This window comes from Actinomadura atramentaria DSM 43919 (genome assembly GCF_000381885.1).
In the GTDB taxonomy this organism is placed as follows: domain Bacteria; phylum Actinomycetota; class Actinomycetes; order Streptosporangiales; family Streptosporangiaceae; genus Spirillospora; species Spirillospora atramentaria.
On sequence record NZ_KB907218.1, the window covers coordinates 170,169 to 189,410 of the forward strand.

A 19,242-nucleotide genomic window follows, 5' to 3' on the forward strand; every position below is an offset into this window, starting at 1 on the left:
CCGCTCAGACGACCTGCGGCGGGCCGCCCAGCTCCGAGTCCATCGGGCGGCCCGCCTGCGCCCAGCGCTGCATCCCGCCCGCGACGTTCCTGGCGAGCCAGCCCGCCTGGTTCAGCGCGACCGTCACCTGCGCGGACCGTCCCCCGGACCGGCAGATCACGAAGACCTCGCGGTCCCGGGGGATCTCCGCGGCGCGGTCGCCGAGGTCCCGCATCGGGATGTGGACGGCCTCGGGCGCGTGGCCCGCGATCCACTCGTCCTGCTCGCGGACGTCCAGCAGGTACGCGTCGGCCGGGACCTCCGCCGCGTCCACCGCGGGGACGTCTTCCCCGAGAAACATCGGACCTCCTTGGAACCGCGCGGCGCTCCCGCGCGTCGAATATCGCATGCGGTACCGGACGTTCATCCACACAGCGCCCGTTGTCGCCATGATCCTGTCATTGGCGGCGTGCGGTTCGGAGCACGCGGGCGGCGGGACGTCCGTCCGGCCGTCCGGCGCCCCGGCCACGAGCCTGACGGTACAGGTCAGGGCGTCGAAAGACGCCGCGCCGAAGACCTGGGCGCTGACCTGCGATCCCGTCGGCGGCGACCTGCCCGCGGCCGACCGCGCGTGCGCGGCGCTGAAGGCCGCGCCCGCCGACGTCTTCACCGCCCCCGGCCCCGACCGGATGTGTACGGAGATCTACGGCGGCCCGCAGACCGCGACCGTCAAGGGCACGTTCGACCGGCGGTCGGTCACGTGGACGTTCAAGCGGACCAACGGCTGCGAGATCAGCCGGTGGGAGAAGCTGGCGCCGCTGTTCGGGGACGGCGCGAAACGCCCTTGATCCGCGCCCCGCGGGGAAGGGGGCGTCCATGAGCACCGTCGCCGTCGTCGTCATCGACATGCTGAACCCCTACCGCCACGAGGACGCGGGACTCCTCCAGGCCAGCGCCGCGCGGATCACCGAGCCGCTCGCCGGCCTGATCGGGCGCGCCCGCACCCGCGACGACGCGCGCGTGATCTACGTCAACGACAACCACGGGGACTTCTCCGCCACCCGCGACGACCTCGTCACCGCCGCGTTCCAGGGCGAGCGGCCCGACCTGATCAAGCCGATCGTCCCGCCCGACGACTGCGCGTTCCTGCCGAAGGTGCGGCACAGCGCGTTCTTCGGGACGCCGCTGGAGTACATCCTCGCGAACGCCGAGATCAGCGAGATCGTCCTGACGGGCCAGGTCACCGAGCAGTGCATCCTCTACACCGCGCTGGACGCCTACATCCGCCACCTGACGGTGAAGGTCCCGCGCGACGCGGTCGCCTCGATCGACCCGCGCCTGGGCGACGCCGCCCTGGCGATGATGGAGCGCAACATGCGCGCGGACGTGACGACGGCCGCCGCGTGCCTGGCGTGACTCAGTCGGCCTTGCGCAGCACGCCGCCGTACTCGATCAGTTCCTTGCGCCGCTCGGACGCGCCCACGTAGTCGGCCAGTTCCGCGGGGACGGGCGCGAGCGGCGGCTGGTCCGGGTCCGGCCGCCATTCCTTGACGTCGCCGAGGCCCGGCGCGACCGGCTCGAAACCGTCCAGCAGCGCGTCGATCTCGGCGGGGGAACGCGTCTGCCAGGGAATGCCGGCCGAGTTCATCAATTCCGTCATCGCGGCGCCGCGCTCGGCGTTCAGATAGGCGACCTGCGTGAACACCAGATGGCTGTTCACCGGCGCGCGGTCGATCACGGCGCGCAGGACGCGGCGCGGGTCGTCGGCGTCGGGGAGATGGTGGCCGACCGACAGGAACAGCACGGCGACCGGCTCGTCCAGGTCGATGAGCCGCCGGAACTTCGGGTGCTCGATGATCGCTTCCTGGTCGCGCATGTCGGCGGTGACGAACGCCGTGGAATCGTCGTCGGCGAGCAGCGCGCGGGCGTGGACGGCCACGATCGGGTCCACGTCGACGTAGACGACGCGGGCGTCCGGGGCGAACCGCTGCGCGACCTGGTGGACGTTGTTCTCGGTCGGGAGCCCGCAGCCGAGGTCCACGAACTGCCGGATTCCCGCCTCGACGGCCAGGTACCGCACCGCCCGGTACAGGAACAGCCGGTTCTGCCGGGTGATGTCCACGGTCTCGGGGAACGCCGGGCCGTTTCTCAGGGCGAACTGCCGGTCGATCTCGAAATTGTCCTTGCCGCCGAGATTCCAGGCGTAGATCCGCGCCGACGTCGGCACATCGGTGGGAATGTCGACGAAGGGTTCATCGGTGGTCACGGACCGCTCCCCGGGACGTCGGTGCGCTGTCGGTCGAAACCCTAGCGAATCGGCCCGGAATTGGCGGCGACTACTTCAGCAAACGGGACATGCGGCGGTCGGCCAACGGCTTTCCGCCGGTCTGGCAGGTGGGGCAGTACTGGAGGGACGAGTCCGCGAAGGACACCTCGCGGATCACGTCGCCGCAGACCGGGCACTTCTCGCCGGTGCGGCCGTGGACGCGCAGGCCGGACTTCTTCTCGCTCTTGAGGTCGCGCGCGGCGACGCCCTCGGCGCGGGCGACGGCGGCGCGCAGCGTCGAGCCGATCGCGGCGTGCAGCCGCTCGACCTCGTCCTCGGTCAGTGAGGCGGCGATCTTGAACGGCGACATGCGGGCGGCGTGCAGCACCTCGTCGGAGTAGGCTTTCCCGATCCCGGCGATGATCTTCTGGTCCCGCAGGACGCCCTTGACCTGCGTGCGGCGGCCCGCGAGGATCGCGCCGAGCGCGGCCGGGGTGAACGCGTCGTCCAGCGGGTCGGGGCCGAGCGAGGCGACGCCCGGGACGTCCGCCGGGTCGCGGACGAGGTACACCGCGAGGCCCTTCTTCGTCCCGGCCTCGGTCAGGTCGAACCCGGACCCGTCGGCCAGGTGGACGCGGACGGCGAGCGGGTTGCGCCCGCCCGGCCGCACCGGCCGCTCGGGCAGCTCGTCGCGCCAGCGCAGCCAGCCCGCCCGCGCCAGGTGGACGACGAGGTGCAGCCCGTCCACGTCGAGGTCGAGGAACTTGCCGTGCCGGGCGACGCCGGTGACGGTCAGCCCGCCGAGCGCCGTGATCGGCGGATCGTAGGTCTTGAGCGCGGAGATCGCGACGACCTCGACGCGCGCGACGGTGCGGCCGACCGCGTGTTCCCGCAGGAAACCGGCCAGCGACTCGACCTCGGGCAGCTCGGGCATGCCTCCAGTATCAGTGATCCACAAGCCTGTGGACACCTGTGGACGGAGTTGTGGATAACTCGGGGGTCGCGCATGGGGACCGGGGCCGTATCCCCTTAACCTCGACAAAGCCTGACAAAGCCCCAGAGTCCCGCGTCCGCCACTCCGCACCCGACCTGTGGATAACCCGGACCGCCGCGAACATGACCGGGGTCACGAAATAACCCCTAGGGGGTAGGGGTTGTCGCTCACGTCCGGTTGTGCCACGATGAGGCGCACGACATACCCCCTAGGGGTAAATGAGAAGGAGTGGACATGACCGCCGCCACCTACACCGTCACCGGCATGACCTGCGGGCACTGCGTGAACTCCGTCAAGGAGGAGGTCGGGCAGGTGCCCGGCGTCACCGGCGTCGAGGTCGAGCTGTCGACCGGCGCCGTCACCGTCACCAGCGACGCGCCCCTCGACGACGCCCAGGTCCGGGCCGCCGTCGAGGAGGCCGGATACGAACTGAAGGCGTGAGCGTGCCATGAACACCGCGACCAGGCTCGGCGCCTACGGGACCGGGCTGGCCGCCGTCTTCGCCGCGGCCCTCGGGATCGGCACGCTCGCCGGTCCCGTGGGCGCGACCGACGAGAAGGGCGGTCACATGAACACGATGAACCACGGCGCGCACGGGACGGCTCCCCGGCCGGGCGGGCTCGAGGCGTCGGCGGACGGCTACACCCTGGTCCCCGAGACGACGACGGTCCCCGCGGGCCGCCCGACCGAGTTCCGCTTCCGCGTGACCGGCCCGGACGGCGCGCCCGTCACCCGGTACACGCCGCTGCACGGCAAGGAACTGCACCTCATCGCCGTGCGGCGCGACCTGTCGGACTACCGCCACCTGCATCCCGTCCGCGACGCGGCGGGCGTCTGGTCCGTCCCGCTGAACCTGCCGGACGCGGGCAGCTACCGGATCTTCACCGACGTCCAGCCCGCCGGGGCGCACGAGCAGGTCACGCTCGGCGCTGATCTGGACGTCCCCGGCGACTACCGGCCGCACCCGCTCGGAAGCGACGAGCGCGTCGCGGAGGTCGACGGCTACCGCGTCACCCTGCGGGGCGACCTCGTCGCGGGCGCGGCGAGCCCGCTGACGCTGCACGTCGAGCGGGACGGGAAGCCCGTCACCGACCTCCAGCCCTACCTGGAGGCGTACGGCCACCTCGTCGCGATCCGCCGCGGCGACCTCGCGTACCTGCACGTCCACCCGATGGGCGAGCCCGGCGACGGCACCACGGAGCCGGGCCCGGACATCTCGTTCCACGCGGAAGTGCCCGGACCGGGCGCCTACCGTCTGTTCCTGGACTTCCAGCACGACGGCAAGGTCCGCACCGCCGAGTTCACCGCCACCGCCGCCGACCACTGACACGGACCGAGAGGAGCACCACGATGTCTGCCGACACCGCGCCGGACAGCAGGATCGAGCTGTCCATCGGCGGCATGACCTGCGCGTCCTGCGCGGCCCGTGTCGAGAAGCGGCTGAACAAGATCGACGGCGTGACGGCGACCGTCAACTACGCCACGGAGAAGGCCCGGGTCGAATACCCCGCGGGGGTCACCCTGGACGACCTGATCGCGACGGTCGAGAAGGCCGGCTACACCGCCGAGCCGCCGCCCCCGCCCGAGCCCGAGGGCGCGCCGGCCGCGCCCGCGCCGGACGAGCTGGCCCCGCTGCGGAACCGCCTCGTCACCGCCGTCGTCCTGGCCGTCCCCGTCATCGCGATGGCGATGGTCCCGGCGCTGCAGTTCACGAACTGGCAGTGGCTGTCGCTGACGCTGGCGGCCCCGGTCGTCGTGTACGGCGGCTGGCCGTTCCACCGCGCCGCGTGGACGAACCTGCGGCACGGCGCGGCGACGATGGACACGCTCGTGTCGGTCGGCACGCTCGCCGCGTTCGGCTGGTCGCTGTGGGCGCTGTTCCTCGGCGACGCGGGCGAGCCCGGGATGCGGCACGGGTTCGAGTTCACGATGACGCGCTCGGACGGCTCGTCGAACATCTACCTGGAGGCGGCGGCGGGCGTCGTCGCGTTCATCCTCGCGGGCCGCTACTTCGAGGCGCGGTCCAAGCGGCGGGCGGGCTCGGCGCTGCGGGCGCTGCTGGAACTCGGCGCGAAGGACGTCGCGGTCGTGCGGAACGGCCGGGAGCAGCGCGTCCCGATCGACGCGCTGGCGGTCGGGGACGTGTTCGTCGTCCGCCCCGGCGAGAAGATCGCCACGGACGGCGTCGTCGCCGAGGGCTCGTCCGCCGTGGACGCGTCCCTGCTGACCGGCGAGTCGGTGCCCGCCGAGGTCGGGCCGGGCGACGCGGTCGCGGGCGCGACCGTCAACGCGGGCGGGCGGCTGCTGGTCCGCGCGACGCGCGTCGGCGCCGACACCCAGCTCGCGCAGATGGCGCGGCTCGTGGAGGACGCGCAGAACGGCAAGGCGCGCGTCCAGCGGCTCGCGGACCGGATCTCCGGGGTGTTCGTCCCGGTCGTGATCGCGCTGGCCGTCGCGACGCTCGGGTTCTGGCTCGGGACGGGCGGGTCGGTCGCGGCCGCGTTCACCGCCGCCGTCGCCGTCCTGATCATCGCGTGCCCGTGCGCGCTGGGCCTGGCGACGCCGACCGCGCTGCTGGTCGGGACGGGCCGGGGCGCGCAGCTCGGCATCCTGATCAAGGGCCCGGAGGTGCTGGAGTCCACGCGCCGGATCGACACGGTCGTCCTCGACAAGACCGGCACGGTCACGACCGGCACGATGGCGCTCATCGACGTCGTCCCGGCCGAGGGCGTGGACGCCGACGAGGCCCTCCGCCTGGCGGGGGCGCTGGAGGACGCGTCCGAGCACCCGATCGCCCGCGCCGTCGCCCGCGCGGCGGCCGAGCGCACCGGCCCGCTCGCGCCCGTCGCGGACTTCCAGGCGATCGACGGCCTCGGCGTGCAGGGCGTCATCAACGGGCACGGCGTGATCGTCGGGCGGCCCGCGCTGCTCGCGGAGTGGTCGCAGCACCTGCCGCCCGAGCTGGAACGCGCCATGACCGCGGCGCGCGCGGCGGGGCGGACGGCCGTCGCGGTCGGCTGGGACGGCGCGGCCCGCGCGATCCTGACCGTCGCCGACCAGGTCAAGCCCACCTCGGCGGAGGCCGTCGCGCGGCTGCGCGCCCTCGGCCTGCGGCCGGTCCTGCTCACCGGCGACAACGAGGCCGTGGCGCGGGCCGTCGCGGCGGAGGTCGGCATCGAGGAGGTCATCGCGGACGTCCTCCCGCAGGAGAAGGCGGACGTCGTCGCACGCCTCCAGGCGGAGGGCCGCACGGTCGCGATGGTCGGCGACGGCGTGAACGACGCCGCCGCGCTCGCCCGCGCCGACCTGGGGCTGGCGATGGGCACCGGCACGGACGCGGCGATCGAGGCGTCCGACCTGACGCTCGTCCGCGGCGACCTGCGGGCGGCGGCCGACGCGATCCGGCTGTCCCGCCGCACGCTCGGGACGATCAAGGGGAACCTGTTCTGGGCGTTCGCCTACAACGTCGCGGCGCTGCCGCTGGCGGCGACGGGCCTGCTCACGCCGATGATCGCGGGCGCGGCGATGGCGTTCTCGTCGGTGTTCGTGGTGTCCAACAGCCTGCGGCTGCGCCGGTTCGCGCCGCTGGCCGACGGCCCCGGTGCGGCCGCCCCGGCCCGCGCGCCGGAGCGGGAGCCCGCCGCCCGCTGACCGCGGCGACGGCCGGACCCGCGCCGGGTCCGGCCGCCCGCGTCAGCGGGGCCGCGGGATCGGCGTGTCCGGCGGCAGGGCCCGCACCTGCACGCTCCCGCAGCCGGGGCAGGTCGGCTCGACCCACGGCGGCTGGCTCGCGACGCCGTCGAGGCTCCAGGAGACGTGCGAGCCGCCGGTCCCCTCGACCCGGCGCGCCTCGAACTCGCGGTCCCAGCCGCGCCGACACGCGACGCAGTGGAACCGCCAGATCTCCGTACTGACGTTGACATCCCGAATGGACATGAGCATCCCGTCTCGGACGAACGAACCCGGCGACGACCGGCGGAACCGGCGGCTCCGCCGCGGGACGCTCTAGATACGGGACACCCGCAGCGCGATGAGCAGCCGCGCGCCGGGCGCGCGGTCGCCGCGCAGGGCGGCGTGGTCCAGCGCGAGCGCGGGATGGGTGCCGAGGCCCGCGACGAGGCGGCGGGCGGCGGCGGGATCGTCGAGGAGGCCGAGCGGCAGGACCGCGCGGCGCGCGAGTTCGAGGACGGGCGGGCGCTCGCGGCGGCGCGCGTCCTCGGCGTCCTCGCGGGCGATCGGCGCGACGGCGACGGCCGGGTCGCCGGACGGGCCGAGCTCCGGGACGGGCGGCGCGCCGGGCAGCGCCAGCAGGACCGCGACGAGCAGCGCGCACCACACCGCGAGGCGGCGACGGTGGACGGGGCTCGGGCGGGCGCGCACGGAAGGAACCTACCTCACGCAGCGTCGCCGAATACTGACGATGCGTGAGCAAGACCCTGACCCCGCGCCGGGCGGCGGCGTCAGACCGGGACGTCCCAGAACACCAGCTCGTGCCGCATGCCCTCCAGGAAGAACCGCTCGGCGCGCGCCGGGTCGGGCGCGGCCTCGTCGATCATCCGCCCGACGCGGCGGGCGAGGGCGGCGAACGCCGGGTCGGCGTAGGTGTCCACCCAGCGGCGCAGCCGGGGTTCGGCGGGCGGGTCGGCGGCCAGGTGCGCGCCGAGCGTCGAGTAGCCCCACATGCAGGGGTAGAGGGCGGCGAGGCCGTCGCCGTAGTCGGCGGCGCTCTCCAGCAGGAACGCGGTGTACGCGGCGCAGGCGGGGCCCTTGCGCGCGCCGTCGAGGTCCGCGCCGAACTCGGCGGACAGGGCGCGGTGCAGGTCCAGTTCGTCGTGGTACGTGGCGTGCGCGAGGTCCACGAGGTCGCCGAGGTGCGCGGCGGGGGCCTGCCAGGCGAGGCGGGAGAAGACCCGGACGTAGTCGTGCAGGAAGAGCCAGTCCTGTTCGAGCCAGGCGCGGAACACGGCGTCGTCCAGGTCGCCGCGCGCGATGCCCGCCACTGTGGGGTGGCGGAGCTGGTCGAGGACGAGGGGGCGGCCGAGGTCTTCGAGGCGGGCGGCGAGGCTCATGCGGCCGATCTTCCCATCTCATGCGAAACGGACCCCGTCCGGGACGAGCCCGGACGAGGTCCGCGGTGGTCGATGCGCCGGGTCGCCTCTCGGCGAAAAGCTCAACGCGGCTCCAGACCGAACGGTATTCCGCGAAGGCGGTAGGTGAGGCCCGGGGACACCGAACGCATCGACCATCAGTTGTAACAGCCCCGCGCCCCCGTATTGTTCCCCGACACGGACCCCCACCACGGATGCCCGGCGGCGGGACGGGCGGTCCGCCCCCTCTGGCGTGGAACGTGCCACAGCGCATAGCGTGCAGCAGGTGCCCGAACAGTCCCGTTCGTCCCCCGCGCAGCGGACACGGGCCCACGACCGCCCACCCCCGGGAGAGGATCACCGATGAGAATCGAACGCGGCCGGCTCGCCGCGCTCGCGCTGGTTCCGGCGCTCGCGCTCGCACTCACCGCCTGCGGAGGCGGCGATGACGACGACGGCAACCCGTCTGCCGGGGCCTCGCTGGCCCCGACGTCCGGCGCGCCCGCGCCCGGGGCGTCGGGCGGCTCGCCGGGCGCGCCCGGCTCCGGGACGTCCGGCGCGCCCGGCACGCAGAACGGCCAGAACCCCGGCGGGACGAACGGGAACGGCTCGGGCGGCTCGGGCTCCGGCGGATCGGGCAACGGCAACGCGCCCCGCTCCGGCCCGACGCCCAAGGCCATGCTCGACTTCATGAACTGCATGCACGGGCACGGTTTCAACATCGAGCCGGGCAAGCCGATCCCCAAGAACATCGACCAGAACAAGTTCAAGGCGGCGACGCTGGACTGCGTGAAGTACCTGCGCAGCCCGAACGGCTAGCCGGGAGCGGCCGCGGCATGGCGCCTCATGCCGCGCCCGGGTCCGGCCGCGCTTGACCTCAAGATTAGTCGAGGTCGCAGGGTGGGGTCACCGGGGTCCGATCGACGGACCCCGACGACACCGTCAGGAGCGCGGACATGCCCAACCCCTCGACGCGCCGGGCGTGCGCGCCATGACGACGCTCACCGCGCCCCCCGTCCGCGCCGCCGCGCGCAGCCCGCTGACGATCACGCTGATCCTGGTCGCCGGGTCCGTGATGACCGCGATGGACCAGACGATCGTCAACGTCGCGCTGAACCGGCTCTCCGTGGCGTTCGACGCGCCGCTGGCCACGCTCCAGTGGGTCGCCACCGGGTACTCGCTCGCGCTCGCCGCGATCATCCCCGCGTCCGCGTGGGCGGTCGGCCGCGTCGGCGCGCAGCGGCTCTACCTCACCGCCGCCGCCGTGTTCGCCGCCGGGTCGCTGCTCGCCGGGACCGCCTGGAACATCGAGTCGCTGATCGCCTTCCGGGTGCTTCAGGGGTTCGGCGGCGGGATGCTCATGCCGGTCGGCATGACGATCCTGATCCGCGCCGTCGAGCCCGAGCGGCGCGGCCGGATGATGAGCCTGCTCGGCCTCGCCGTGCTCGTCGGCCCGCTGGCCGGGCCCACGCTCGGCGGATACCTCATCGACGCCGTGTCGTGGCGGTGGATGTTCCTGATCAACGTGCCGATCGGCGCGGCCGTGATCACGCTCGCGGGGCGGTGCTTCCCGGCGGACGTCCGGGGCGAGGCGCGTCCGCTCGACGTCCCCGGCCTGCTGGCGCTCTCCCCCGGCCTCGCGCTGCTCGTCTACGGCGTGACGGCGGCGGGCGACGCGGGCGGCTTCGCGTCCGCGCGGGTGCTGCCGCCGCTGCTGGCCGGGGCCGCGCTGATCGGCCTGTTCGTCCGGCGCGGCCTGACCGCCCAGCATCCGCTGCTGGACCTGCGGCTCCTGCGGGACCGCTCGTTCGCGCTCGCCACCGCGACGCTCGCGCTGTTCGCCCTCGGCTACTTCGGCACGATGCTGCTGTCGCCGCTGTACTTCCAGGTCGTGCGCGGCGAGTCCGCGCTGGCGGCGGGGGCGCTCGGCATCCCGTTCGCGCTGGCGTCCGGGCTGACGATGCAGGTCGCGGGACGGCTCATCGAACGCGTCCCGCCCGGCCGGTACCTGCCGTGCTCGATCCTCGTCGCGCTGACCGGGTTCACCCTGTTCATGCTGCAGGTCGACGCGCACGCGCCCTACTGGCGGCTGTGCGCCACGATGCTCCTGATGGGCGCGGGCGGCGGCGGGACGATGATGCCCGCGATCACCGTCGCGACGCGGAAGCTGTCGCGCGAGGACGCGCCGGGCGGCAGCACCCTCGTCAACCTCACCACGACGACGGTCAGCGCGATCGGCACGGCCGTCGCGGCGGTCCTGCTCGCGGCGCTGCTACCGGTCGGCGGCGGGCTCCAGGCGCTGCACCGGCTCGGGCCGGACGCGCACGCCGCGCTCGCGCCGCGCCTCGCGGACGCGTTCCAGCACACGTACCTGCTGGCCGTGGTCCTGATGGCATTGGCCGTGATCCCGGCGGCGCTGCTCTCCCGCAAGGAGTGACCGGGCGGGGGGCGCCGCTGCGACGCCCCCCGTCCGCCCTAGCCGACGGGCATCGACTCCCGCATCTGGCGGCCCTTCTCGCGGGTCTCCCGGTGCGGGGCCTCGTCGCCCCACTGCTCCTCCAGGCGCAGCGCCGCGCCCATCGCGAAGAACGTCGGCGCCCACTGCCCCACGAACAGCCCCCAGTGGTCGGCGCGGTTGACGTCCTGCCGCGTACGCGACACGCCCCACGAGATGATCGACACGGCGATGGAACCGAATCCGGCCGTATACATCATCTGCGACGACAGCCCGGCTTTGCGCAACGCGCTGAGCATGATCCCTCCCTCGTAGACCACCGCCGGACCTGCCCCGCCGCGTCCCGTGACAGGCCCTTCCGCACCCCAAATCCCGGCATCGTCGGGCGGCGTGCCGCCGCCGGGACCGGTGGGGTCCGCGGCGGCGGGGCGTCCGCTGCCGGGGGGAGCGCGCGGGGCGCGGTCCTGCCGGGGGCGGAGGTTTCACGGGGAACCTCGGGCGGTAATCAGCTTGGCTTGGCGGGGTGGAAGGCGTCCAATAGAGGTTTTGGACGTTCGCTAGAAGGGTTCGTTATGGGTTCGCGGGATTTTGATGCGCTGGTGGCGGAGGCTGCGGCGGTTCCGGTTGACGGGTGGGACTTCTCGTGGTTGGACGGGCGGGCCAGTGAGGAGCGGCCGCCGTGGGGGTACCAGCGGCTGATCGGGGAGCGGCTGGCGCGGGTCGGGGCCGCGTTGGACGTGCAGACGGGCGGCGGGGAAGTCCTCGCCGGGGTGCCCGTGCTGCCGCCGCTGACGGCGGCGACCGAGGCGTGGCCGCCGAACGTCGCGCGGGCGACGCGGCTGCTGCACCCGCGCGGCGCGGTCGTCGTCGCCGACACCGACGAGCCGCCGCTGCCGTTCGGCGACGCCGCCTTCGACCTCGTCGTCAGCCGCCACCCGGTGACGGTCTGGTGGGACGAGATCGCGCGCGTCCTGCGTCCGGGCGGGACGTACCTGTCGCAGCAGGTCGGCCCCGCGAGCGTGTTCGAGCTGGTGGAGTTCTTCCTCGGCCCGCAGCCGCCGGAGGTCCGCGCGCGGCGCGACCCGGGCGCGGCGCGCGCGGGCGCGGCGGCGGCCGGGCTCGACGTCGTGGATCTGCGCGAGGCCAGGCTCCGCACCGAGTTCCGCGACGTCGGCGCGGTCGTGTACTTCCTGCGCAAGGTGATCTGGATGGTCCCGGGGTTCACGGTGGACGCCTACCGCGACCGGCTCCGCGACCTCCACGACCTCATCGCGGCCGAGGGACCGTTCGTCGCGACCACGACGCGATTCCTGATCGAGGCCCGAAAAGCGTGAGCGAAAAATGCGTTGCGGGTTTTGCGACCCGCCGGGCATTCTCTTCATGTGCGCTTCCGCGGGGGCGGACGAGTGGGTGAGCCAACGGATAGGCGACCGGCCTCCAAAGCCGGTGGAAAGCAGGTTCGACTCCTGCCGCCCATGCGGACCGCCGCGTCCGGCGGACGCGCGCACGAGGGCCTGTAGCTCAAGGTAGAGCCCCCGCCTTGCAAGCGGGACGACGCCGGGTCGAACCGGCCGGGTCCACGCCTCGATAGCTCAATGGAAAGAGCGCCGGTCTACGGAACCGGAGATCCGGGTTCGACTCCCGGTTGAGGTACGACGCCATTTCCCCCGTGCGGCGGAAATGCGCGGCCCGTTGGTCTAGTCGGTCAGGACGCCTCGTTCTCAGCGAGGAGATCACCGGTTCGAATCCGGTACGGGCTACTCGGCGAAGATCACCACCGCAACCACGCGGCCGCTCGGCCCGACCGCCGCGACGATCGGATTGGGGACGCGAATTCGCCCCCGCTGATCGGGGTTCCGGTACCTACGATGAACATATGACGACCACGCCGAACCTCGCGGACCGGCTGCGGTCCGTCCGCAAGCGCCGGGGCATGACCCAGCGGGAGCTGGCGAGCGCCGCCGGGGTCTCGCTGTCGCTCGTGCGGAAGCTCGAACAGGGCGAGCGCGAGGACACGCGCATGGAGACGCTGCGCAAGTTCGCCGCCGCGTTGGAAGTCTCGACGATCGAACTCGTCGTTCCGCCGGACGCGGCGGCGGACGAACGGCCGGTGGACACGTGGGCGCCCGTTCGTGAAGCCCTCCTTCGACGTCACGCGCACCCCCCGGAACTACCCACCGTGGAAGGTGTTCGGGACGCGGTCGCGGCGGCCGAGCCGCTGTTCACCGCGAACCGCTACAGCGACCTCGGGACCGCGCTCCCCGCGCTGCTGCGCGACGGTGACGCGCTTGGCGCGGCAGGTCGGCAGGTCCGCTCGCGCCTGCTGCATCTCGCGGGCCTGCTGATGGTCTCGGCGCGGCAGTTCGACGCGGCGGAGATCGCGCTTCGCCGGGCGGCCGACGACGCGACATCCCGACTCGAAGCGGTCGCGGTGACGAACACGGTGTGCTGGCTGCGGATGCGGCGCGGGGACCTCGCGGGCACGCTCGACCTCGCGACGCAGACGGCCGACGACATTGAACCCCGGCTGTCTCGCGCGACGCCGGAGGAACTGGCCGCGTGGGGCGGGATGTTGTTGCGCGTCTCGACCGCCGCGAGCCGCAACAACGAACCGGGCGCAGCGAGCGATGCGCTTCGGCTAGCCCATGCGGCGGCGGTCACGATCAGCACCGAGTGGGCTCCGCCCTCCGATCCCCTCCGTTCCTTCGGGCCAATCGCCGTCGCCACCCGCCGTATTGAGAACCACATGGTCGAAGACCGGCCCGACCGGGTGTTGTCGCTGGCGGCGAGAATTCCCACGACGGGGTTCCGCGCGCACGCTTCGAGCCGCCTTCGCCACCGACTCGACGTCGCGAAGGCCAACGTTCAGCTCAAGCGGTACACCGACGCGTTCGACGTGCTCAGCGACGTTCGCGCCAAGTCCCCGGAGTGGATCGCCAACCAGCGCATGGCCCGCGATGTGCTGGGCCGCATCGTGGCGAAGCGGCGTACCCTGACCCCCGAGATGCGCGACATGGCCGCGTTCGTCCAATTGGAGTACTGACCGGAGAACTGTCAGGTCTGACGCTCAGGAGTACTTGGCGCCGCGCGCGTCGCAGAGTGCCAATGACTCCGTTCCGCAGGCTCCGTAGCGTTGAGTACGTGGTCAGTGACGAAATGGCGACCGCTCTGCGGATCACGTTCGCGGGTCTGTTCGCTGGCGCGACCGTGTTCGGTGCGGCCGTGGGGTACATCGCAATCCCTCAGTGCCCGCGCGGCAGCGCCGGGGCCTGACATGACGTCGGCGCACGTGTGCAACGTCAACCGCTTCTACTGGCCCCGGACCTACTGCCCGCTGTCGGGCGGGTCGGCGGCGGAAACCCCCGAGTCCCCGCCCGGCCTGGCGCTCGCGCTCGATCTGGTGACGCAGGCTGCGCGTGTGCGGAAACTGCACCGGCTCGGCGCAGGCGGCCCGCACCCGCCGCCGGAGCGGTGACGACTCCCCCGGCCGGGATGCCATCCGCCCGTATGGCCCGACGACCCGGCCGGGGGCTCCACGCCCGGCACGGGCGGCCTCGCAGGAGGGGGCGCATAAGGTGAACCGGTGATGGCCGGTCAGCTACGGGAGATCCTGCGCGGACGCGATTTCCGCCGCCTGTACGCCGCGCGGCTCACCTCGCAGCTCACCGACGGCGTGTTCCAGGTCGCGCTCGCCGGATACGTCTTCTTCTCGCCGGAACGGCAGGCGTCGCCCGCGAAGGCCGCCGCCGCGTTCGCCGTGACGCTGTTGCCGTACTCGGTCCTCGGACCGTTCGCGGGCGTCCTCATCGACCGGTGGCGGCGGCGGACGATCCTGGTCCGGACGCCGCTGCTGCGGGCGCTGCTCGTCCTCGCCGTCGCCGCGCTCGTCGCGACCGGACGGGACGGCGGCGGGTTCTTCCTCGCCGTCCTGGTCGTCCTCGGCGTGAACCGGTTCTTCCTCGCGGCGCTGTCGGCGGCGCTCCCGCACGTCGTCCGGCGCGCGCACCTGGTGACGGCGAACGCGTTCGCGGTCACCTCCGGGACGGTCGTCGCCTTCGCCGGCGCGGGCGTCGGCTACCTGCTGCGACTCGCGGTCGGCGGCGGCCGGGGCGGCACGGCCGCGATCCTGGTCGCGGCGGCCGCGCTGTTCACCGCCGCCGGGCTCGTCGCGTCCCGGCTGCCGCGCGGGCTGCTCGGCCCGCACCTGGACGAGGCCCCGGAGCGGACGCGGGCCGCGCTCGGCGGCGTCCTGCACGGCCTGGCCGACGGCGCGCGCTACATCGCCGCGCACCGGCCCGCCGCGCTGGCACTCGGCGCCATCTCGTTCCACCGGCTGCTGTACGGCGTCGTCCTGATGATGACGCTGCTGCTGTGCCGCGAGCGGTTCGCGCCGGGCGACGCCGACGCGGGCCTCGCCGTCTTCGCGACGATGCTCGGCGTGTCCGGCGCGGGCTACTTCGCGGCGGCGCTGGCGACCCCGGCGGTCGTGCGGCGCGTCAGCAAGCAGGCGTGGATCACGGTGCTGCTCGGCGGCGGCGCGGCGGCCCTGCTGGTGTTCGGGCTGCCGTTCGCGCGCGTGCCGTGGGCGGTCGGCGCGTTCCTGCTCGGCGTCGTCTCGCAGGGCGTGAAGCTGTGCGTGGACACGATCCTCCAGGAATCGGTCGAGGACGCCTACCGCGGCCGGGTCTTCGCCGTCTACGACATGCTGTTCAACGCGATGTTCGCCGCGTCGGCCGCCGCGACCGCCGCGTGGCTTCCCGGCGACGGCGCGTCGCCCGGCGTGCTGGTGGGCGTGGTGGCCGCGTACCTCGCGGGCGCCGTCCTGTACCGCGCCGCCGCGCGGCCCGCGCCCGCGCTTGACCTCAACCATTCTTGATGTTCGAACCTGGGGTCATGACGACTCCAGAAACCGCGCTCGTCCTCGGCCCCGGCGGTCTCCCCGGCACCGCGTGGACGGCGGGCCTCCTCGCGGGACTGCGCGACCTCGGCACGGACCTGACGACCGCGGACCTCATCGTCGGGACGTCCGCGGGCGCGATCGTCGGCGCGGCCGTCGCGTGCGGCGGCGACCCGGCCGCCTTCGCCGCGCGCGGCCCCAAGCCCGGCGCGCGGCGGCCCGACCCGTCCTGGCTGCGCAGGGTGGGCGAGATCCTGTCCGGCCCCGGAACCGATCGGCTGAAGCGCGCCGGGGAACTGGCGGACGAGGCCGTCCGAGCGGGCGCGGTCGAACCCGAGGAAGCCGTCATCGAACGGATGGCCAAGCTCCTCGACGCGGTCGCGGGCACCACCGCGTGGCCCAGGCGGCGGCTGCTGATCCCGGCCGTGGACGTCGAGACGGGCGTCCCCCGCGTCTTCGACAGCACCGACGAGACGACCCGCGCCGTCCCGCTCCCCGCCGTGATCGCGGCGAGCACGGCGATGCCCGGCATGGCCCCGCCGATCACCATCGAGGGCCGCCGCTACATGGACGGCGCGCTGCGCGCGGGCGTCAACGCCGACCTGGGCGACGAAGCGCGCACGAAGACCGTCATCGCCCCGTTCACCGGCCCCGCCGACCCGTCCTGGCTGACCCCCGACGACCCCGCGCCCTTCGCCGACCCCGGAGACCCGGCCGCCTGGACGGCGGCGTACGAAGCGGGCCGCGCCCAAGCGGCGACGGCAGGGGCTAAAGCGCCGATGCGGCCGCGTAGAGAGCTTCGGTGATGTGGTCCAGGTCGTCGTCGGTGCAGACGTACGGCGGCATCGTGTAGATCAGCCGCCCGAACGGCCGCAGCCAGACGCCGTGGTCCATCGCGACGCCCTGCACCGTCGCGACGTCCACCGGTTCGCGCGTCTCGACCACGCCGATCGCGCCGAGGACCCGCACGTCCGCCACGCCCGGCAGGTCCTCGGCCCCGGCGAGCCCGGCCGTCAGGGACGCCTCGATCCGGTCGACCTCGTCCCGCCAGTCGCGGGACAGCAGCAGGTCGATCGACGCGGACGCCACCGCCGCCGCGAGCGGGTTCGCCATGAACGTCGGGCCGTGCATCAGCGCGCCGCCCTCGCCGCCGGAGATCACCGACGCGACCTCGTCGGTGCAGAGCGTCGCGGCCATCGTCATGTATCCGCCGGTCAGGGCCTTGCCGACGCACATGATGTCGGCGGCGACCTCGGCGTGGTCGGCGCCCCACAGCTCGCCCGTCCGGCCGAAGCCCGTGGCGATCTCGTCCAGGATCAGCGGGATTCCGTGCTCGTCGGCGAGGTCGCGCAGCGCCCGCAGGTACTCGGGCGCGTAGAACCGCATCCCGCCCGCGCCCTGCACGACGGGCTCGACGATGATCCCCGCCAGCTCGTCCGCGTGCTCGGCGGCGAGCCGCGCCAGCTCCGCGATGTACGCCGCGTCCGGCTCGGCGTCGTAGCCGAGCGGGGGCGGCGGCGCGAACACGTGCCGCGCGAGGACGTCCGAGAACAGGTGGTGCATCCCGTTCACCGGATCGCAGACGGCCATGTCCCCGAACGTGTCCCCGTGGTACCCGCCGCGCACGGTCAGCAGCCGGTGCCGCTCCGGACGGCCCCGCGCACGCCAGTACTGCAGCGCCATCTTGATCGCGACCTCGACCGCGACCGACCCCGAGTCCGCGAAGAACACCTTCGTCAGCGGCTCCGGCGTCAGCGACACCAGCCGCTCGGCCAGCCCGATCGCCGCCGGATGCGTCAGCCCGCCGAACATGACGTGCGCGTTCTTGCCGAGCTGCCGCGTCACCGCAGCGTCCAGCTCGGGCACGCGATAGCCGTGGATCGCCGCCCACCACGACGACATCCCGTCGATCAGCTCCGCGCCGTCCGCCAGCGTCAGCCGCACCCCGGACGCCGCGACGACCAGCTCCGGCTCCACCGCGCCCGGCAGCGGCGCGTACGGATGCCACACGTGCTCGCGGTCGAACGCGCGCAGCCGCGCCGCCTCCGCCGGGCTCATCCGGCCGAGCCGCAGGTCGATCACGCGATCCCCTGCTCGGCGGCCCAGCGGCGCAGCGCGTCCGCCGCCGCGTCCTTGCCGATCATCCCCTGGTCCAGGCGGACGTCCAGCAGGAACTTGTACGCCTTCCCCACCAGCGGCCCCGGCCTGATCCCCAGGATCTCCTGGATCTCGTTGCCGTCCAGCTCGGGCCGCATCGCCGCCAGCTCCTCCTCCTCGGCGAGCCGGGCGATGCGCACCTCCAGGTCGTCGTAGGTGCGGCGCAGCCGCTCGGCCTTGCGGCGGTTGCGGGTCGTGCAGTCGGCGCGGGTCAGCTTGTGCAGGCGCGGCAGCAGCGCGCCCGCGTCCCGCACGTACCGGCGGACGGCCGAGTCCGTCCACTCGCCGTTCCCGTAGCCGTGGAACCGCAGGTGCAGCTCCACCAGCCGCGACACGTCCGCGATGACGTCCTTCGGGTACCGCAGGGCGGTCAGCCGCTTGCGCGTCAGCTTCGCGCCGACCATCTCGTGGTGGTGGAACGAGACGCGGCCGCCCTCCTCGAACCGCCGCGTCTTCGGCTTGCCGACGTCGTGCAGCAGCGCCGCGAGCCGCAGGACGAGGTCCGGGCCGTCCTCCTCCTGCGCGATGGCCTGCTCCAGGACGATCAGCGAGTGCTCGTAGACGTCCTTGTGCCGGTGGTGCTCGTCGATCTCCAGCCGCAGCTTGGGCAGCTCCGGCAGGACGTGCCCGGCCAGGCCCGTGTCGACCAGCAGCGCCAGGCCCTCGCGCGGGTGCGCGCCGCAGACCAGCTTGGACAGCTCGTCGCGGACCCGCTCCGCCGAGACGATCTCGATCCGGCCCGCCATCTCCGTCATCGCCGCGACGACGTCCGGCGCGACCGCGAACCCGAGCTGCGCCGCGAACCGCGCCGCGCGCAGCATCCGCAGCGGGTCGTCGCCGAACGAGTCCTCCGGCCGGCCCGGCGTCCGCAGCCGCCGCGCGCCGAGGTCGGCGAGGCCGCCGAACGGGTCGACGAACTCGTAGCCGGGCAGCCGCGCCGCCATCGCGTTCACCGCGAAGTCGCGGCGGCGCAGGTCCTCCTCCAGCGACGTGCCGTAGACGACGTCGGGCTTGCGGGACTTCGGGTCGTAGGACTCGCTGCGGTAGGTCGTGATCTCCACGTCCTCGCCGCGCTTGCGGAGGCCGACCGTGCCGAACTCGATGCCGACCGTCCACACCGCGTCGGCCCAGCCGTCGATGATCTCCAGGACGCGCTGCGGCGGCGCGTCCGTGGTCAGGTCGACGTCCTTGGTCGGGCGGCGCAGCAGCGCGTCGCGCACCGGCCCGCCGACCAGGGCCAGCTCGTGCCCCGCCGCCGCGAACCGCTCGCCCAGCTCGGCGGCGACCGGCGCGGCGCCGCGCAGCAGGTCCGCGACGGCGGCCCGCCGGGAATCGACGTCATCTGCAGGCATGGGCTCAGGCACGGGCATCGAGCGTATTTCCTTGGTCAGAGAGTGGCAAAGCACT

At 73.6% G+C, this 19,242-nt stretch carries 21 protein-coding genes and 4 tRNA genes; 16 read left to right on the forward strand and 9 right to left on the reverse strand.

Translation table 11 applies throughout. From position 1 onward, the window contains the following. Positions 1 to 4: 4 nt before the first annotated feature. Positions 5 to 340: a rhodanese-like domain-containing protein gene (locus tag G339_RS0124160; RefSeq protein WP_019633640.1), complete on the reverse strand. Its 336-nt coding sequence runs from the start codon at positions 338 to 340 to the stop codon at positions 5 to 7. An 88-nt stretch (positions 341 to 428) separates the two neighbouring features. On the opposite strand from G339_RS0124160, the gene G339_RS0124165 reads away from it, so the two are divergent. Further along, the gene (locus G339_RS0124165) at positions 429 to 827 is read left to right on the forward strand and encodes an SSI family serine proteinase inhibitor (protein WP_240489884.1); all 399 of its coding nucleotides are present in this window, start codon (positions 429 to 431) and stop codon (positions 825 to 827) included. 28 nt (positions 828 to 855) lie between these two features. Further along, positions 856 to 1,395 (forward strand): cysteine hydrolase family protein, encoded by a 540-nt coding sequence (locus G339_RS0124170; RefSeq protein WP_019633642.1) that lies wholly within the window; start codon positions 856 to 858, stop codon positions 1,393 to 1,395. A 1-nt stretch (position 1,396) separates the two neighbouring features. Here G339_RS0124170 and G339_RS0124175 read toward each other — a convergent pair whose 3' ends face one another. Both G339_RS0124175 and G339_RS0124180 read right to left on the reverse strand, forming a co-directional pair. Beyond that, positions 1,397 to 2,245 (reverse strand): SAM-dependent methyltransferase, encoded by an 849-nt coding sequence (locus G339_RS0124175; RefSeq protein ID WP_026341735.1) that lies wholly within the window; start codon positions 2,243 to 2,245, stop codon positions 1,397 to 1,399. Between the two features lie 70 nt (positions 2,246 to 2,315). Beyond that, positions 2,316 to 3,179: an Fpg/Nei family DNA glycosylase gene (locus G339_RS0124180; RefSeq protein WP_019633644.1), complete on the reverse strand. Its 864-nt coding sequence runs from the start codon at positions 3,177 to 3,179 to the stop codon at positions 2,316 to 2,318. A 294-nt stretch (positions 3,180 to 3,473) separates the two neighbouring features. On the opposite strand from G339_RS0124180, the gene G339_RS0124185 reads away from it, so the two are divergent. Genes G339_RS0124185 through G339_RS35155 form a run of 3 tightly spaced genes read left to right on the forward strand, consistent with a single transcriptional unit; the run spans position 3,474 to position 6,890 of the window. Continuing rightward, positions 3,474 to 3,680: a heavy-metal-associated domain-containing protein gene (locus G339_RS0124185; RefSeq protein ID WP_019633645.1), complete on the forward strand. Its 207-nt coding sequence runs from the start codon at positions 3,474 to 3,476 to the stop codon at positions 3,678 to 3,680. Positions 3,681 to 3,687: 7 nt separating this feature from the next. Beyond that, complete coding sequence (locus tag G339_RS0124190) at positions 3,688 to 4,566, forward strand: hypothetical protein (RefSeq protein WP_019633646.1); 879 nt, start codon at positions 3,688 to 3,690, stop codon at positions 4,564 to 4,566. 23 nt (positions 4,567 to 4,589) lie between these two features. Then, positions 4,590 to 6,890, forward strand: a complete 2,301-nt coding sequence (locus tag G339_RS35155; protein ID WP_019633647.1) for a heavy metal translocating P-type ATPase — start codon at positions 4,590 to 4,592, stop codon at positions 6,888 to 6,890. 42 nt (positions 6,891 to 6,932) lie between these two features. On the opposite strand, the gene G339_RS38160 is transcribed toward G339_RS35155, so the two are convergent. The 3 genes from G339_RS38160 to G339_RS0124210 form a co-directional block, all read right to left on the reverse strand. Then, positions 6,933 to 7,175 carry a hypothetical protein gene (locus G339_RS38160; protein ID WP_157407984.1) on the reverse strand — a complete coding sequence of 81 codons (243 nt, stop codon included), beginning with the start codon at positions 7,173 to 7,175 and terminating at the stop codon, positions 6,933 to 6,935. A gap of 69 nt (positions 7,176 to 7,244) precedes the next feature. After that, a complete protein-coding gene (locus G339_RS0124205) occupies positions 7,245 to 7,619 on the reverse strand; it encodes a hypothetical protein (RefSeq protein WP_019633649.1) in 375 nt (124 codons plus the stop codon). A gap of 80 nt (positions 7,620 to 7,699) precedes the next feature. Beyond that, positions 7,700 to 8,308 carry a TenA family protein gene (locus G339_RS0124210; protein WP_019633650.1) on the reverse strand — a complete coding sequence of 203 codons (609 nt, stop codon included), beginning with the start codon at positions 8,306 to 8,308 and terminating at the stop codon, positions 7,700 to 7,702. 381 nt (positions 8,309 to 8,689) lie between these two features. Between G339_RS0124210 and G339_RS35165 the strand changes: the two genes are divergently transcribed. Further along, the gene (locus G339_RS35165; RefSeq protein ID WP_033324139.1) at positions 8,690 to 9,145 is read left to right on the forward strand and encodes a hypothetical protein; all 456 of its coding nucleotides are present in this window, start codon (positions 8,690 to 8,692) and stop codon (positions 9,143 to 9,145) included. Positions 9,146 to 9,317: 172 nt separating this feature from the next. Next, the gene (locus G339_RS0124220) at positions 9,318 to 10,763 is read left to right on the forward strand and encodes a DHA2 family efflux MFS transporter permease subunit (RefSeq protein ID WP_019633651.1); all 1,446 of its coding nucleotides are present in this window, start codon (positions 9,318 to 9,320) and stop codon (positions 10,761 to 10,763) included. A gap of 38 nt (positions 10,764 to 10,801) precedes the next feature. Here the strand turns inward: G339_RS0124220 and G339_RS0124225 are convergent, their stop codons facing one another. Beyond that, positions 10,802 to 11,080, reverse strand: coding sequence for a hypothetical protein (locus G339_RS0124225; protein WP_033324229.1), 279 nt, complete (start codon positions 11,078 to 11,080; stop codon positions 10,802 to 10,804). A gap of 273 nt (positions 11,081 to 11,353) precedes the next feature. Between G339_RS0124225 and G339_RS0124230 the strand changes: the two genes are divergently transcribed. The 9 genes from G339_RS0124230 (at position 11,354) to G339_RS35170 (ending at position 16,484) form a co-directional block, all read left to right on the forward strand. Next, entirely contained in the window at positions 11,354 to 12,115 is a 762-nt protein-coding gene (locus G339_RS0124230) for a class I SAM-dependent methyltransferase (RefSeq protein WP_033324141.1), read from the forward strand. 72 nt (positions 12,116 to 12,187) lie between these two features. After that, positions 12,188 to 12,259, forward strand: a tRNA-Trp gene (locus G339_RS39135). Between the two features lie 32 nt (positions 12,260 to 12,291). Next, positions 12,292 to 12,361, forward strand: a tRNA-Ala gene (locus G339_RS0124235). A 1-nt stretch (position 12,362) separates the two neighbouring features. Beyond that, positions 12,363 to 12,434 (forward strand) — tRNA-Arg (locus tag G339_RS0124240). Between the two features lie 33 nt (positions 12,435 to 12,467). Then, a tRNA-Glu gene (locus tag G339_RS0124245) sits at positions 12,468 to 12,541 on the forward strand. Positions 12,542 to 12,657: 116 nt separating this feature from the next. After that, positions 12,658 to 13,824, forward strand: a complete 1,167-nt coding sequence (locus G339_RS0124250; protein WP_019633654.1) for a helix-turn-helix domain-containing protein — start codon at positions 12,658 to 12,660, stop codon at positions 13,822 to 13,824. A 231-nt stretch (positions 13,825 to 14,055) separates the two neighbouring features. Beyond that, entirely contained in the window at positions 14,056 to 14,256 is a 201-nt protein-coding gene (locus G339_RS0124260; protein WP_033324144.1) for a hypothetical protein, read from the forward strand. Positions 14,257 to 14,367: 111 nt separating this feature from the next. Beyond that, positions 14,368 to 15,657 (forward strand): MFS transporter, encoded by a 1,290-nt coding sequence (locus G339_RS0124265; RefSeq protein WP_019633657.1) that lies wholly within the window; start codon positions 14,368 to 14,370, stop codon positions 15,655 to 15,657. 17 nt (positions 15,658 to 15,674) lie between these two features. Then, positions 15,675 to 16,484 (forward strand): patatin-like phospholipase family protein, encoded by an 810-nt coding sequence (locus G339_RS35170; protein ID WP_019633658.1) that lies wholly within the window; start codon positions 15,675 to 15,677, stop codon positions 16,482 to 16,484. Here G339_RS35170 and G339_RS0124275 read toward each other — a convergent pair. Next, positions 16,447 to 17,760 (reverse strand): adenosylmethionine--8-amino-7-oxononanoate transaminase, encoded by a 1,314-nt coding sequence (locus G339_RS0124275; protein WP_019633659.1) that lies wholly within the window; start codon positions 17,758 to 17,760, stop codon positions 16,447 to 16,449. The two genes, G339_RS35170 and G339_RS0124275, sit on opposite strands and share 38 nt — an antisense overlap. Next, entirely contained in the window at positions 17,757 to 19,187 is a 1,431-nt protein-coding gene (locus G339_RS0124280; RefSeq protein ID WP_019633660.1) for a CCA tRNA nucleotidyltransferase, read from the reverse strand. The genes G339_RS0124275 and G339_RS0124280 overlap by 4 nt, the downstream gene beginning before the upstream one ends. Positions 19,188 to 19,242: the final 55 nt, after the last annotated feature.

Coding starts and splice junctions, on each gene's coding strand:
- G339_RS35165 (WP_033324139.1), top strand. CDS start 8,690: ATGAGAATCGAACGCGGCCGGCTCGCCGCGCTCGCGCTGGTTCCGGCG.
- G339_RS0124225 (WP_033324229.1), bottom strand. CDS start 11,080: ATGCTCAGCGCGTTGCGCAAAGCCGGGCTGTCGTCGCAGATGATGTAT.
- G339_RS0124260 (WP_033324144.1), top strand. CDS start 14,056: ATGACGTCGGCGCACGTGTGCAACGTCAACCGCTTCTACTGGCCCCGG.
- G339_RS0124180 (WP_019633644.1), bottom strand. CDS start 3,179: ATGCCCGAGCTGCCCGAGGTCGAGTCGCTGGCCGGTTTCCTGCGGGAA.
- G339_RS0124230 (WP_033324141.1), top strand. CDS start 11,354: ATGGGTTCGCGGGATTTTGATGCGCTGGTGGCGGAGGCTGCGGCGGTT.
- G339_RS0124190 (WP_019633646.1), top strand. CDS start 3,688: ATGAACACCGCGACCAGGCTCGGCGCCTACGGGACCGGGCTGGCCGCC.
- G339_RS0124160 (WP_019633640.1), bottom strand. CDS start 340: ATGTTTCTCGGGGAAGACGTCCCCGCGGTGGACGCGGCGGAGGTCCCG.
- G339_RS35155 (WP_019633647.1), top strand. CDS start 4,590: ATGTCTGCCGACACCGCGCCGGACAGCAGGATCGAGCTGTCCATCGGC.
- G339_RS0124265 (WP_019633657.1), top strand. CDS start 14,368: ATGGCCGGTCAGCTACGGGAGATCCTGCGCGGACGCGATTTCCGCCGC.
- G339_RS0124210 (WP_019633650.1), bottom strand. CDS start 8,308: ATGAGCCTCGCCGCCCGCCTCGAAGACCTCGGCCGCCCCCTCGTCCTC.
- G339_RS35170 (WP_019633658.1), top strand. CDS start 15,675: ATGACGACTCCAGAAACCGCGCTCGTCCTCGGCCCCGGCGGTCTCCCC.
- G339_RS0124250 (WP_019633654.1), top strand. CDS start 12,658: ATGACGACCACGCCGAACCTCGCGGACCGGCTGCGGTCCGTCCGCAAG.
- G339_RS0124185 (WP_019633645.1), top strand. CDS start 3,474: ATGACCGCCGCCACCTACACCGTCACCGGCATGACCTGCGGGCACTGC.
- G339_RS0124280 (WP_019633660.1), bottom strand. CDS start 19,187: ATGCCTGCAGATGACGTCGATTCCCGGCGGGCCGCCGTCGCGGACCTG.
- G339_RS0124170 (WP_019633642.1), top strand. CDS start 856: ATGAGCACCGTCGCCGTCGTCGTCATCGACATGCTGAACCCCTACCGC.
- G339_RS0124220 (WP_019633651.1), top strand. CDS start 9,318: ATGACGACGCTCACCGCGCCCCCCGTCCGCGCCGCCGCGCGCAGCCCG.
- G339_RS38160 (WP_157407984.1), bottom strand. CDS start 7,175: ATGTCCATTCGGGATGTCAACGTCAGTACGGAGATCTGGCGGTTCCAC.
- G339_RS0124165 (WP_240489884.1), top strand. CDS start 429: ATGATCCTGTCATTGGCGGCGTGCGGTTCGGAGCACGCGGGCGGCGGG.